Origin of the sequence: Bacillus sp. FJAT-42315 (assembly GCF_002797375.1) — a bacterium.
Lineage (GTDB): Bacteria > Bacillota > Bacilli > Bacillales > Domibacillaceae > Bacillus_CE.
Window position 1 is genome coordinate 459,727 of record NZ_KZ454941.1, and the last position, 14,915, is coordinate 474,641.

General features: G+C 39.3%; 6 protein-coding genes and 1 pseudogene. 5 read left to right on the forward strand and 2 right to left on the reverse strand.

The annotated features are described in order from the left end of the window. Nucleotides 1–599: 599 nt before the first annotated feature. The 4 genes and pseudogenes from CEF22_RS02130 (at nucleotide 600) to CEF22_RS02145 (ending at nucleotide 8,943) form a co-directional block, all read left to right on the forward strand. Entirely contained in the window at nucleotides 600–5,021 is a 4,422-nt protein-coding gene (locus CEF22_RS02130; protein WP_198508006.1) for an S-layer homology domain-containing protein, read from the forward strand. Nucleotides 5,022–5,714: 693 nt separating this feature from the next. Then, nucleotides 5,715–6,464: pseudogene (locus CEF22_RS19015) on the forward strand (MCP four helix bundle domain-containing protein); the annotation flags it as partial. Between the two features lie 126 nt (nucleotides 6,465–6,590). Continuing rightward, nucleotides 6,591–7,409: a methyl-accepting chemotaxis protein gene (locus tag CEF22_RS19020; protein WP_442857384.1), complete on the forward strand. Its 819-nt coding sequence runs from the start codon at nucleotides 6,591–6,593 to the stop codon at nucleotides 7,407–7,409. Nucleotides 7,410–7,725: 316 nt separating this feature from the next. Then, nucleotides 7,726–8,943, forward strand: a complete 1,218-nt coding sequence (locus CEF22_RS02145; RefSeq protein WP_100401560.1) for an S-layer homology domain-containing protein — start codon at nucleotides 7,726–7,728, stop codon at nucleotides 8,941–8,943. 96 nt (nucleotides 8,944–9,039) lie between these two features. Here CEF22_RS02145 and CEF22_RS02150 read toward each other — a convergent pair whose 3' ends face one another. Beyond that, nucleotides 9,040–10,725, reverse strand: coding sequence for a methyl-accepting chemotaxis protein (locus tag CEF22_RS02150; protein WP_198508007.1), 1,686 nt, complete (start codon nucleotides 10,723–10,725; stop codon nucleotides 9,040–9,042). Nucleotides 10,726–11,009: 284 nt separating this feature from the next. On the opposite strand from CEF22_RS02150, the gene CEF22_RS02155 reads away from it, so the two are divergent. Beyond that, complete coding sequence (locus CEF22_RS02155) at nucleotides 11,010–13,172, forward strand: 5'-nucleotidase C-terminal domain-containing protein (protein ID WP_100401562.1); 2,163 nt, start codon at nucleotides 11,010–11,012, stop codon at nucleotides 13,170–13,172. A 52-nt stretch (nucleotides 13,173–13,224) separates the two neighbouring features. On the opposite strand, the gene CEF22_RS02160 is transcribed toward CEF22_RS02155, so the two are convergent. Further along, nucleotides 13,225–14,877 (reverse strand): DUF4855 domain-containing protein, encoded by a 1,653-nt coding sequence (locus CEF22_RS02160; protein ID WP_100401563.1) that lies wholly within the window; start codon nucleotides 14,875–14,877, stop codon nucleotides 13,225–13,227. Nucleotides 14,878–14,915 lie beyond the last annotated feature (38 nt).

Sequence of the window (14,915 nt, forward strand, 5' to 3'; positions counted from 1 at the left end):
GATTAACTCTTCATTAGGCTTTCTTTGATGGGTGTTTTTAGTATTTGATAAATAAAAAAAGAGCTGACGATAAGCCAGCCCGAAAGTGCGATTAACCAAACAAATGTTACAGTCGTTTGATTTCAACAATTATAAACGATCGTATTATTGAATAAAAGTATAAAAAGTAATAAATTTCAATTAGGTATTTAGTTGGGATGAGGGAACAGGTTCATTGTCTCCAATAACAGAATATCATCATGATCAAGCGTTTCTTCATTAAAAAGTTTGTATCATTCTATTTTTGTCATCAGTTAATAAAGAGGGACAAGCTACCCGCCTCTCTGTTTATCCATAAATTCCAAAAATATAAAATTAAATTTTGTAAAAATTAGACCAATGCATAAATTGGAAATAAATCCATTAGTTTAATATAGAAAATTAGCTCTGCTAGGGTTATATTTTAGTGGAGAGTAAGGAATATAAATGCAAGGATGGTAGGGTAAAAATGTAATATTGGTCACCATTCCTTATTCTTTAAGTAAGATATAATTATTCTTATTATGGAAAAAAATACATATAAAAATATGTATTTAATAAACTATTTGGAGGGTTTTAATATGGGTTTCCAAGCAAAGTCTTATCGTAAATTCATCGCAACATCTGCAACGGCAGCTCTTGTAGCTACGGCGGTAACCCCAGCTTTTGCAGCAGAGTTCACAGATGTAAATGATCGCGTGAAGGATGCGGTAAATTACATAGTGGATAACGGAATTGCAAGCGGTACGTCTGCAACCACTTTCGGAACGAATAAAGAAATCATTCGTGCCGATGCAGCAGTTATGATCGCTAATGCCCTTAAGCTTGATACGACAAACGCTCCGGATGCTGGATTTACAGATGTTCCAGCTCGTGCGCGAGGTGCGGTAAATGCCCTTAAAGCTGCTGGCATTTTAAACGGTAAAACTGAAACAAAGTTTGGTGCAACTGACAAACTAACTCGTGGTGAAATGGCGATCATTATCGCTCGTGCGTACAAGTTAGATGGAGAAGGCACACAACATTCTTTCACAGATGTAGGCAAAAACTATACAGCTGCGGTGAATGCTCTCATTAAACACGAAATCACATTAGGTAAAACTGCTACGACATTCGGAACAGTTGATAATATTACTCGCGGTGATTTTGCTGTATTCGTTTTTAAAGCGGAAATGCTTGAAGCTCCATCTGAAGATCTTATTGTGAAATCAGCAACGGCTATCGATGCGATAACGATCTCAGTTGTTTTTGAAGGCATGGAAGAAGCGGTTGAAATCACACTTGAGCAACCATTAGTTGATGGTGAAAACACAGTTACGTTTACTTATGAAGGTAAAGAGTATACAGCAACTGTAAACTATGAAGAGCCAGATACAGAGGCTCCATTAAAAGTAGAAGAAGTAAAAGCGATTAACGAAACAAGTGTTACAGTTACGTTCCCTGAATTAGAGAAAGACTTCGCTGGTGCTACAGTAGAAGTGAAAAACCCAGCTGGCGAAACAGTAGCGGTTAAAGCGCAAGACCTTAAAGCTGGTGCAACAGAAGCAACGTTTGAGTTTGAAACAGCTCTTAAAGACGTAGCTGAAGGTGTATGGACAGTAAATGGCGTTGAATTCAACGTTGATGTGACAGCTCCGATCGTTGACAAAGCGGAAGTAACAGACTATCAAACGATTACAATCAATCTTTCTGAAGAAGTAACAGGTACACCTGTCGTAACAGTAAACGGAACAGATGTAAAAGGTACGCTGTCTAAAGATGGTCAATCTGTCACAATTAAAAACGATGCTGGATATGCAGTTGGCACATACACTGTAAAAATCAGCGGCTTAGAAGATGTGGCTGGAAACAAACTAGCTGAAACAGAAGTCGCTGTGACAAAAGAAGCTTCAGCTGTTGAAAAAGTAACATTCACTTCTACTGCCCTTAACGTATCCGTTGATGCAAATGGTAAACAAAATGGCAACGATGCGAATGTAAACTTTAAAATAGTTGACCAATACGGTCAGGAAATGACGGTTGCTGATCATTCATTGCAACTTGATGCTAAATATAATAATTTCCCAGTGGCAACAGCTGTAACTAACACAGGTCACTCATTTACAATTGATAACTCAGCTCTTGTAGATGGACGTGATATCAATCTAACAGTTTATAAAACTGTAGAGGAAAAACGTGTTGAAGTAGGATCTGCAACACTTAAAGTGGTGGCTGAAGCTACTAAGCTTGCTTCTATCTCTGATGTGAAAATCACAACTCCAGCTGATACAAGTGATTTAAAAGCGGGCGATACAGTTGAATTGACAGCGACTGTACTTGACCAATTTGGCAATGCAGGCGATGTGACAGGTAAAAAACTTCGCTGGACAACAAGCGATAAATCTATTGCTGCTTTCACGGGTAGCCTAGATGCAACATTTGTTGATGGCGAAGCAGGATCTAAGAAAATCCAACTAACACTAGGTAAAGAAGGTAAAGCAACAATCACTGCTTATCTTCCAGACGGTTCTGCATCTAAAGCATTCGAAATCACAGTTGGACAAGGTAAACTAGCTGAAGTGATCACAACGGATGTAACAGCCAATGTAACAAATAAAGCAACAGTGGCAAAAGCAAACGTAGACGTTAATGCGGAAGAAGGCAGCACGCTTAAGTTTGAAAATGCAAATGATGCAACGATCCCTGTCAAAGCTAGTGATGTAGCATTTGAAGTAGTAGCTCCAACTGGTTTTGCGACGGAAGATGTGAAAGTTGAGAAAGTTGTTGATACGAACGGCTACTTAACTGGATTGAAAGTAACTTCTAACCGCGCAGTTCTTTCAACTGAGGAAAAGGCTGGAGACTATGGAACAGGTGTTAATTATACAGTTAAAGTAACATCAACAGTTGAAGGTGTAGCAGAAAAGACATTTACTGTTAATTCGAAAATCGACTCAGCTGTTAAAACAATCAGCCCAGTAACTGTTGGTGAAAACGAACTTACAGCTACTGGTTCAGTGAACAAAGCCGTTACGTTCAAAAACCAATACGGTGAAGAGCTGAATGTGAAACGTTCTGCAGTGACATTAACTTCAAGCAATTCAGCAAAAGTGAACGGTAGTGCTGGAAATGAAAACACTGTCCTTTTAACAACTGATAAAGACGGTAAGCTAGTAGATTCGACTTCAGCTAATGATATCGTAAAAGGTATTCGTCTGAAGGCAGCAGCTAATGCTGAAGGAACATATGATATGCTCCTTACTTCAGGTACAGCATCTACAAGCTTTACAGCAAAAGTTGTAGAGGCAGGCCTTGTGAAGTCATTAACGCTTGGTAAATCTTCCGTATCTGTTATTGCTGATGATAAATTATCACGTGATGGCGATAAAGAAGTGAAAGACGACGAGTTTGTTGTGAACACTGGTGATGCGAACCATGTTTACACAGCAGTACCAGTTAGCTTCAAAGATCAATACGGCAATGATGTAAAAGTAGACTTCGAAAACTATGATGTTGTCGTAACAACTTCTGAAGCTGCTAAAGCGCCGAAAACAACGCTTATGAAATCTGTTGAAAACGGCGATGCTGATGCTTTAACTTGGGATGCAAATGGTGATGTTCTGACTCACATTGGAGTATCTGCACAAGGTGATGACGCAGACACAACATTCATTGTCAAAGCATACAAAAAAGGTGCAGAACAAGTTGCTAAAAACGAATTAGCTACAGCTCAATTAGCAGTTAAAGTCGACAAAGCACGTGAATTGAAAACAATCACAGCTACACAAAAATCTGAAACAATCGCTCTTGGCGGTACAACGACAGTCAAATTGAATGCAGTTGATCAATATGGTAAACCATTTGCTGTAACTGGTGAATGGAAAGTTGAGTCAACAGAAGGAGCATTCACATTTGGAAACATCAAGCAAGTTCAAGATGCAGTTGGTGAGTACACATTTACAGCGAAAGCTCTTGATAATGGTAACCACACAATCACAATTAAAAATGGTGAGGTAACTGAAACAGTAAACGTAGCGGTTGCACCAGGTTCTGAACTTGTTCAGTCACTTGTTCTTACAGGTGATGATGTCAATCAAGACGGTACAGCGAAATACGCATTCAAAGCAACAGACGAAACAACTTTTGTGGTTAAAGGCGTAGATGCAAACGGTAAAGTTATCGCTCTTGATCCAAGTGATATCATCTGGACATCTAGCAATGAAGCTGTAGCTAAAGTTGTAAACGGTGTTGTTACGGTAGAAGCTAATCCAGAATTTGCTGAAGGTAAAAATACGGCTGAGGTAACAATCACAGCAGAATTCCTTGGCAAAAAACAAAACATTACATTAACTGTGTCTAAAGAAGCTCCGAAACTTGTAGCTGGTACATTAATAGCTAACAATGTTGCAACTCTTGATGCAGATCCAGATAAAGCTGGCATTCAAATCTATCTTGATGGTGATGATAAAGACGGAGAAGCTAACGGTGAAATTAATGTAACATTCTCAGGTAAAGACCAATTTGGTGATGATTTCGCAACACCAACAGTCATTTCAACTTCTTACAATGCAGCTATCGTGAAAGAAGCAGAAGCGACAAATACGGTGACAATCACAGCTGTTAAAGCTGGTGATACAAAAGTACGCGTGCTTGCTGGTGGTCAAGAAATTATTCTTGATGTAAAGGTTACTGAAGATGGGGCGAAGGCAGCGGTAGCATTTGCAAATGCAAAGACTGCATTACAAGGAGTGATCAATTCAGTAACTGTAACTGGAGATCCAGCGACTTCAGTAACTATTAACTCTGTAGATTACACTGTATCTGTTGATGGTAGTGATGTAGCTACAACAGCTAAATGGGTAACGGCAGCAGCTGTTACTACTTTACAAACAGCAATTACTGATGCAACAACAGCGAAAGATGCTCAAGATGCAACAGTACAATCAGTAAACGATGCAAAAACTACTCTTGAAGCGGCAATCGCAACATTTGTTGGTTCAGCTCAAGATGGTACTATGATGTAATTGGAGTCAGACCTCGACTACTTTAATGTAGTGAAGTCAAGGGTAGAGGGGTTTGACCCTCTTCTTTTAAAATAGTCAACTGTCTATAAGGATAGTTGGCTATTTTTTTATAACAATTTGCCTTAAAAATAAAGTCGATCTGAGTGAGTGCTAATGAAGCGCTTCTTTAATATTATGATTAATCATGTAATAAACGCCATTAACATCATCAATGATCGTGTTATAGTCTGGATGATACTGCTCTTTAAGTAACATTAAAATGATATGAATTTGTTGGAAAATGTCGAAAAAAATAGAGTGAGAAGGGTATGTTGTATAGTATAATAGAACTAAGGATAAAGGGGTCTTTAGTATCGGTTTTGTACAGACAAGAAAGTCATTGAGAAAAGGCGCTAATTTGTATGGATAAAATATAGAGCCTGACGGTTGGGTGAAAACGACATACAATCAACAAGCGCCTAAGATGGCTTTAGGTGAAATTATGTAAGGAAAAGACAAGTAAGTGAACATTTTTTAAGGGGGGGAAGAGCGCAATGAAGAGACACACTTGATTGTGCTTTTTTTATTGGATTTAATCTGTATCTACTACCTTAAATGCCCAGAAGGCTATTTTTTAAAAAGATATTAATGTTTTGATTTTGTCTCCGATAAAATATTTAAATAGTTGAAAAAAAGGGGGAAATTTGTTTGAAATTGTCGGTTGGGAAGAAGATTACGATGGGGTTTGCAGTTATTTTATTATTGCTATGTGTTGTGTCATCTTTAAGTCTTATGAAGATGGGGGTAATGAATGAGAAGTCAGAGTTAATCGTTGATAGCTGGATGCCTGGCCTAGCGAGCATTAACAACATTAATTATGAGACCGAGTATGTAAAAAGTCTCACACTGATGCATATGCAATCGCAAAATAAAGAGGAGCAGCAGCAATTAGAACAAGAGCTTGCTCGGATGAATGATAGTATTTTAACGGTGATGGATGCTTATGAGAAAACGATTTATTTAGATGAAGATCGTCAACAGTTTAGTGAGCTAAAGTCGAACTGGAGTCAACTTGTAACCGACAATGAAAAAACAATTCAGTTAAGCAGTCAAGGGAAGAAGCAACTTGCTCAATTAAACTTTCAAAAGGATCGAGTGATATTTGATGCGATGCAGGAGAACGTAGATTTCCTCGTAGCATTAAATGAAGAGCAAGCGGATAAAGCAGCACAGCAATCGAAAACTAGTTATCAAAGTGCGAAAATGCAAACCTTTCTTTTTCTCGGCGTAGCACTGTTGCTTGGAGTTATTATTTCTTTTGGGTTAACGAGAAATATTGTGAGACCTTTACGCGTCGTAACGGACGGTATTCAAGAGATTGCCAAAGGCAATTTATTAGTGGAAAAAGTAGTGGTAAATAATAAGGACGAAACAGCGATTTTAGCCAACTCAGTCAACAAAATGAGGGACCATTTGGCGCTCATGGTGTCGAAAATTGTTGATATTTCGCAAACGGTTAATCAACAAAGCGAAGAGCTTACGCAAATTTCTAATGAAGTGAAAATTGGTAGTGAGCAAATTTCCAGCACGATGCAAGAATTAGCGGGTGCCACAGAAGAGCAAGCGAGCTCTGCACAAGATGCTTCGGAAACGATGAATGGCTTAAATCGGGAAATTAGTGATATTGAAGCAAGCGGCCTCCATTTAAAAGAGGAGTCTAAGCAAGTATATACGGATGCTACGAATGGTCGTGAGTTAATGAATCAATCTGTTACCGATATGGAGAATATTACGAGCATTGTCGTTGACTCAATGAATAAAGTGAAAGAGCTCGATCGTAAAAATACAGAGATTTCTAAATTGGTCAATGTGATTGAGGAAATTTCTAATCAGACGAATTTATTAGCTTTAAATGCTGCAATTGAAGCAGCTAGAGCGGGTGAGCATGGAAAAGGTTTTGCTGTTGTAGCTGATGAAGTCCGCAAGTTAGCGGATGGGGTCAGTCAATCGGTGAATGAAATTGCGACGATTGTTGAAGGGATTCAAAACGATTCAAAAGGAATCGTGGCTACTTTACAGGATGGAGTAGAGCAATCGCAGCGAGGCAATGAGCAGATGAAATCGACAGGTGGAACATTTAAACAAATCTCAACGTCTGTTTCCGACATGGTTTCATCGATTGAAAACATTGTTCAAAGCATCAGCGAAGTGAAAAAGGGAGGAGACAAAATCAGCCAGTATAACGAAGAATTCTCTTCGATTTCAGAAGAAGCAGCTGCTGGCGTCCAACAAACATCGGCCTCTGTCCAACAGCAACTAGCCTCTATGGAAGCAATCGCAGCTAGTACGGAAACACTCAACGAACTATCAGAAGAATTAGTGCAATTAGTTAATCAGTTTAAGTTGTAGGTAGGTGCCTGTCACTCCCCGGTTTTTGTCGAATAATAACAAAATACTAGTTTGGTAATTAGAAGTTAGGTATCTATTTTTGGAAAAGTCTTGTGGAGAAATCTCTGCAGGGCTTTTTTATTTTGATCAGATTAGTGTATAGACATCATGAAGGATAAGGACTTCTACGCGAATGCATAGTAGACTAGTTTTATGGTATATCCTATCATTTTTTCTATGTTTTTGGAAAAATATGTGGAATTTTTATTTTTTTATGGGTATAATTTACTTGTAATGTTTTTACTAGTTTGATAAAAAATTCTTTGGAGGGGTAAGGTTGAAAAAGGTAATTAGTTTTATACTGTCAGTTTTGCTGATTTGTACGGTTGTACCTATGAACCAAGCGCAAGCAGCAGCTGAGCCGTTTAAGGACATCAAGTCGAACAATCGTTTTTATGAGCCGATTTGGAGTTTGACGGCAAAAGGAGTACTTGTATCAGAAGATGATAATTCACTAAAGATAGCACCTAATAAATTGGTGACACGTGCAGATGCAGCTGATATGATCACTGCGATGCTTGGATTAGAGCTAGAAAGTGATCATCCAGGATTTCGAGATGTAACGAAAGAAAATGTGCACTATGATTCAATGGCCGCTTTAGCGGAGCGAGGCATCATTGCTGGATTTAAAGATGGTACTATTAAACCAAATGAGGTTTTAACGCGAGCGCAAATGGCGAAGATGATTTCGTTAAGCTTTAAATACAAAACGAATGCAAATGCAGTCATTCCATTTAAGGATGTGGCTAAAGGAAATTGGGCGGTGCCTTATATTGATGCGTTAGTTCGTAGCGGTGTAACGACTGGAACAACAGCTACTACTTTTTCACCAAATGGGAAGTTGACACGTCAGCAAATGGCTTTATTCTTGTACCGTGCTCATCAGAAGAAGCCAGTAAGCCAATACAACGATGAGGAAATTTTTAATCTAATTAGAGAAGTACAGAACAAAGCAGATATGGTTATGGAATATTACATGCTTGCTTCTAAGAAACCAGCATTCTCTAAAGTACGAGCAGAGTTGCTTCCTTATGCTGAAACAGCGCTTGTGGATAGTTTTATGAAGGAATTTTATAATGAAGCATGCATAAATTGTGACATAATCATGTATGATGAAGTTTATGATACAGGACTGCCGTATGAAATTATGGAACGTAGCAACAGCCAAATTAAAGTGAAAGTACGTTACCCAGCTGAAATGAACGATGCTTATACTGCTGTTTGGACGCTAGTAAATGTTAATGGCAAATGGAAAATTAAAGACTGGGAAGAGTATTCGATTCAAGAAGCTCCATTCAAATTAACAGTGAAACAAGCGGAACATTACTTGAAATCAGTTATTGAAGATCCATGGACTTGGGAAAATAAACGCGAGTATGTCAAGGCGATCAAACATGAAGGAACAAGCAAAGGTTACTATAAATTTTCAATTAAAACGAATTTAGATGACTACATTGTTGAAATTAACCCGACAGATGCGGCGTTAAAGGAATAATGCATTAAACAAGCTCTGCAGCGAAACATCGCTACAGAGCTTGTTTAATGAGGTGCCTGTAACTCCTCGTTTTTTGTCGATATATGTTGTGCAGTGCTACAGCTTAAACTGATTGACTAGTTTCTTTAAGTCATTGGCCAGGTTGTTAAGCACTTCAACGGAGGAGGAGATGTTTTTCATTGATGTATGTTGTTCTCCTGCAGCACTCGCTACGTTTTGTGTATTAGCTGCTAATTCCTCTGATGTGTAGGTCATTCGCTGAATCATCTCGACAATGCCATCTGTGCTTGCATTCACCTGCTCGACGACAGCTGATACTTCATGGTTTTGAACGGAAATATCTTCAATGGTTTTGGAAATCTCATGGAAGGAATTATCTGTTTGGGTGGTTAAATCCATGCCATCTTGAACAGCGGTCATGCCTTCCTTCATCGATTGGATCGCATTTTGAGACTCCGCTTGAATTTCTTCGATTAATTTTCTAATTTCATTAGCAGATTGCTCCGATTGTTCCGCTAATTTTTTTACTTCTCCTGCTACAACAGCAAACCCTTTTCCGTGTTCTCCTGCTCGTGCCGATTCAATTGCCGCATTTAATGCCAGTAGATTCGTCTGGCTAGCAATATCGGTAATGATCGAAATGATTTGGTCAATTTCCCTTGATTTTTGATCAAGTCGGCGAATCACCTCGAATGTATGATCCACTTTTTGGTGAATTTGATTCATTTGCGCTAGTGTTTCCTCCACAACTTGATTTCCTTTTTGAGCATTCTCTTTCGCATGCTGACCTAAGTCTGTCACCGTCTGAATTGCGTGAGCCGCTTGCGTCATTCCTTGAGACACTTCTGAAATAAAGCGGGAAGAGTTAGAAGAATCGGCTGCTTGTTGCTCGGTTACAGAGGCGACTTCCTGCATCGCAGAAGTAATCTCTTCTGTCGCCTTTTCATTTTTTTCTGCACTAGTTGTTAATCGTTCGGACGAGGTGACAATTTCTTTTGAAGTCATATCAATTTTTTCGATTAATTTGCTCAGTTGTCGTCTCATTTGCTCAAAAGATTGTGCTAGCTTTCCAATCTCATCTTTTGATTTCAATTGAATAGGCTCATGCAAATGACCTTTCGCAATTGCCTCTGTGGAGAGGATTAAGTGATGAAGCGGGACGATGATTGATCGACTTAACAAAATAGCAACGATGACGCCAATGACAAAGATGATGACTACGATCCAGTTGAACACGGTTGTGTTCTTTTGAACGAGCTGTTCAATATCTTGGATAGATTGGTTAATCTTTTTGGCATTTTCTTGCTGGAATAGATCGACTTTCTCATTAATATCTGTTGCCGCTTTGTCAAATTCAAGCATGACTAGGTTCCCTTTTTGTGGGCCACCTTGTATATACTGTTTGGCCATTTTCTGTCCTAAAGCATAGTAAGTTTGAAAAGACTGTTCAATCGAGTCCAACTTTTCAACATCGTTTGGATTCAGCTCTCTCAGTGTTTGAATATCGCGGTAAAAAACATTACTATATTTTTCTGCTTGCTCAAATCCATCATTTAATCCGTTTTGTCCTCTAGTTGCACTAATATCGGATAAATATTGCTGCACCTGTACAACAGATAATTTCAGTTCATCTGATAACAGGGACGTTTGCAAAGTCCGATCTTTAATCATTTGTATTTGCTCAACTTGAGAACTAGCATTTTTCTGTTGATATATGCCAAGGAAAAGTAACAATAGAAAAATGAGACCAAAAGAGAGAAAGCTTCTTAGTTTAATTGACAAAACAAGCCCTCCTGATTGTTCATGTTTTTGGTGAAAAAGAACTATGTGAATTGATGAGTCTTTCATCTTAATTGTAAAGTAATTGTAAAGATTTTTCAATTGGATGCGGGGGATCAAGGAGTGGTAGGTTAATAAAATTCACAAAATTTATATAATATTTTTACAATATTGATGTGTTGTTTATGTTACGGTTTTAATTGGATAGTTTTCTATATAATTGGAATGTTTTATTAAGAGAGTACACGATCAAACTTACATTTATTAAAATTGGAGGAATTCAGTGTATGGCTTACCTATCTAAATCGCATCGTAAATTTATCGCAACTGCTGCAACAGCAACGCTTGTAGCGACAGCAGTTACCCCTGCGTTCGCTGCTTCATTTTCAGACGTCTCGAAGGATTATAAAGAGGCTGTAGATTACCTCGTTAGCAATAAGATCACTAATGGCATGACGGATACAACATTTGGGACAACTCATTCTATTAAGCGCGTCGATGCTGCAGTTATGCTAGCGAAAGCGTTAAAGCTCGATATTAAAAATGTGGAAGATTCTGGATTTGATGATGTGCCAGCTCGTGCGACAGCGTATGTGAATGCGCTAAAGAAAGCGGGAATTATCGGTGGAAAAACAGCGACGACATTCGCTCCTGATCAAAATATTACGCGTGGGGAAGCAGCCCTCATGTTAGCGAAGGCGTATGAGCTGCAAGGAGACAATGCGAAGTTACCGTTTGAAGATGTTTCTGCTCTTTACAAACATGCGGTAAGCGCACTTGTGAAAAATGGCATTACTTCTGGTAAAACAGCTACTACTTTTGGGACAAGCCACGATATTACGCGCGGTGAATATGCGATTTTCTTATATAAGCTTTCAAAGCTAGAGAACAATTTTACTTTGTCTTTAATGCATACGAACGACACGCATGGAAACCTGGACAACGCAGCGAAAAAAATGACAGCAATTAAAGAAGTGCGTGCGGAAAAGCCAAATGCGTTATTAGTGGATGCGGGAGATGTATTCTCTGGTACACTATATTTCAATGAATTTAAAGGTCAAGCAGATTTGAAGTTTATGAATCTAATGGGCTATGATGTGATGACATTTGGGAATCATGAATTCGATCTTGGTTCTAGTCCAGAGGGCCATCAAGCATTAGCGGACTTTATTAAAGGGGCTAAGTTCCCGTTTGTCAGCTCTAATGTGGATTTCTCCGGAGATGACAAATTCAAAGGATTATTCAGTGATGTCATTTCAAGTGAGCCTGAAAAAGGAAAAATCTATAATGGGATCATCAAAGAAGTGGATGGTCAAAAGGTTGGGTTCTTCGGTTTGACAACAGAAGATACGAAGGATATCTCTAGCCCGAATAAAGTAGCCTTTGAAAATTACCTTCAAGAAGCGGAAAAAGCGGTAAAAGCATTTGAAGGCATGGGTGTCAACAAAATTGTAGCCGTTTCCCATATCGGATATGATGATAACGAGGCAGTTGATAATGATTTAACATTAGCTGCTAAAGTAGACGGAATCGATGTGATTGTCGGTGGACATAGCCATACGAAATTAAGTGAGCCGACTGTTGTGAACAAAGACGAAGCTGGCAAAGCGAAAGATCCAACGGTCATTGTTCAGGCTGACCAATACAATAAAGTTTTAGGTACATTAGATATTGAATTCGACAAGGCTGGAAAAGTGATTGGCCACGCTGGTCAGTTAATTGAAATTAAAGAGCAAGCGGAAGATGCAGAAGCAAAGGCACTATTAGCACCATACACAGAGAAAATAAATGAAATCAAAAACACACCTACGGGAGGAACGGCAGAAAAAGCTCTAGATAACCCACGTACTTCAGGTGATGACACAAAACCAAGTGTTCGTAAAAATGAAACAGAACTTGGAAACTTAATTACAGATGGTATGCTTAACAAAGCGAAAGAGTACAATTCAAACATTGTGATGGCACTGCAAAATGGTGGCGGCATTCGCGTACCAATTGATCAAGGGCCGATCACAGTAGGCGAAGTCATTACTGTACTTCCATTCGGAAACACATTGGCAACAATGGACGTGACAGGAGCTGAGCTGAAAGAAGCGTTTGAAATTAGTGTGAAATCCGTACCAGGTGAAAACGGTGGCTTCTTACACGTATCAGGGGCAAAGATAGAATATGATTCTTCTAAACCAGCAGGTGAACGTGTCGTGTCCATCTCTTATAAGCAAGCAGATGGCACTTATGCTGAAATTAAAGATACAGAGACGTACACAGTAGCAACGAATGCCTTCACAGCTAAAGGTGGAGATGGCTATGATGTCTTCAAGAAAGCGTATGAAGAAGGTCGTGTAACGGATCTTGGGTTGTCAGATTGGGAGAATTTAAGAGACCATGTGGCAAACTTAGGAACAGTCAATCCGCAAATTGAAGGCCGTATTGTCGATGTAGCGAAATAACGATTTGAAAACGCCCTGTAGAGAGTAACGTCTCTACAGGGCGTTTTTTCATTTAGAAAAGGCTAGTCAGCTTTTGATAGGCCTCCTCATAAGGTGATTGGCGATAGTTAGCCATACGATGAACCATGTCTGTTCCTTGATAGAATAGAAGGCTTTGGCCGACTAGTTGATACTTGTGAGCAAATTGTATATATCGTTCAAAGTTTGGTAGACCAGCAGCCATTTGATGAGGCGAGTACGTGTCTATTTCAAGCGTGATCCCACTGCCATTGATTTGTGCTTCTAGAAATGCTTTATGTAGTCTTGCTTCTGGGTCGTTCAAATTGAGCCTAAAGGCGTTTGGCTGCAAATAGGCACCATCAAACCCATAGTATTTCCAATTGTCAAAGTTGGTTGAAAGAGAATGGGGAGCATAAATAAATTTTTTCTTGTTTGAATGTATGCTCTGTGCCGTTTTTGTAACGAGCAATTCATCGTTCGCATTGATGACTGTTTCATTCAACCAGTAATAACCAACTAGTTTCATATTTTTATAGCCAGCTTTATTCCAGCGGCTTTGCACCGTTTGGATATACCATTTGACCATGTTCTCTCGAGCTTGAAGTGTGGCTGCTTCCTTTGCTCCATTTAGCTTCACGATTGTTCCTTTGCTTTTTGGATACGGAATAGAAAGATAAATTTGAACTGTTCTGCCCGCTTCGGCTGCTGCTTTGTTTAATGAGGAAAGGGAGCCTGACGGATCGAATGTCCGATCAATGTACCAATTCCATTCTTTATAATTGGCGTTATTTTTTGGTGTTTCGGCAAACTCGCCTCCTGTGTAGGTGCGGCCTAGAAAAATAAAGGTATCGAACAAGTTTTTCTCGTTGTTTTTCAAATAAGGAGCAAAAAATTCACTACCTTGTTGCGGTGCTTCTGCTCCATTGTAAATAAGTACGCCGTTATGAATGCCAGTTCCGCTCATTTTAGCTGGCTGATTAGCATAGGTCATAAGCGAGTTGCTGACAGGGTGAACAGTTGCGTCGTCATATTTGACCGCTAAAGTGATCGCTTCCTCGACTGATCTTCCTTTGTGAATCGTTTGGCCTTTTCGTTTCACAACATAGTGATGAGGTTGGTCATATACTCGTGATAAAAAAGTAGAGAATTGAGCTCGGTTGACGGATACATCTGGTTTAAACGTGCCATCTTTATATCCAGAGGTAATGTCATTTTCAGAGAGAGCATCGATATATCGATAATATGGATGAGATTTCGAGACATCCTTGAAAGTCGATGTCTTCTTTCCTTTGTAATCATAAGCAACGGCGAGCATGCGCGCCATTTCTTTCCTCGTCAATGGACTATTTGGCTGGAATTTATTTTTCTGAAGAGTAACCATCCCTTTGTTGGCGATAATCATCATTTCTTTATAGCCAGCCATCGTTGGTCTTAAATCACTAGGTTTCACTTTTGGATTAGACACTGCCGGTAACTTCATCGCGCGTGTAATCATCACCGCTGCATCCTTGCGAGTTAACGTCACAAGCGGCTTAAACTGATTGCCATCATACCCGCGAATCACCTTCTTATCCGTCAAAAATCGAATCTCATCATGCGCCCAATGATCAAACGGCACATCCCGAAAAGACGCCGCACTCACCGACGAATGAAACAAACCAAAACTTAAACACACCAATAACAAAACCCTAAAAACCCTTAACATAAACTAACCTCCATGTTGTGGGAGAGAGAAGGTGCCTG

Bases quoted from the DNA above. Each gene is read 5' to 3' on its own strand.
- CEF22_RS02130 (WP_198508006.1), top strand. From the start codon at position 600: ATGGGTTTCCAAGCAAAGTCTTATCGTAAATTCATCGCAACATCTGCA.
- CEF22_RS19020 (WP_442857384.1), top strand. From the start codon at position 6,591: ATGCAAGAATTAGCGGGTGCCACAGAAGAGCAAGCGAGCTCTGCACAA.
- CEF22_RS02155 (WP_100401562.1), top strand. From the start codon at position 11,010: ATGGCTTACCTATCTAAATCGCATCGTAAATTTATCGCAACTGCTGCA.
- CEF22_RS02160 (WP_100401563.1), bottom strand. From the start codon at position 14,877: ATGTTAAGGGTTTTTAGGGTTTTGTTATTGGTGTGTTTAAGTTTTGGT.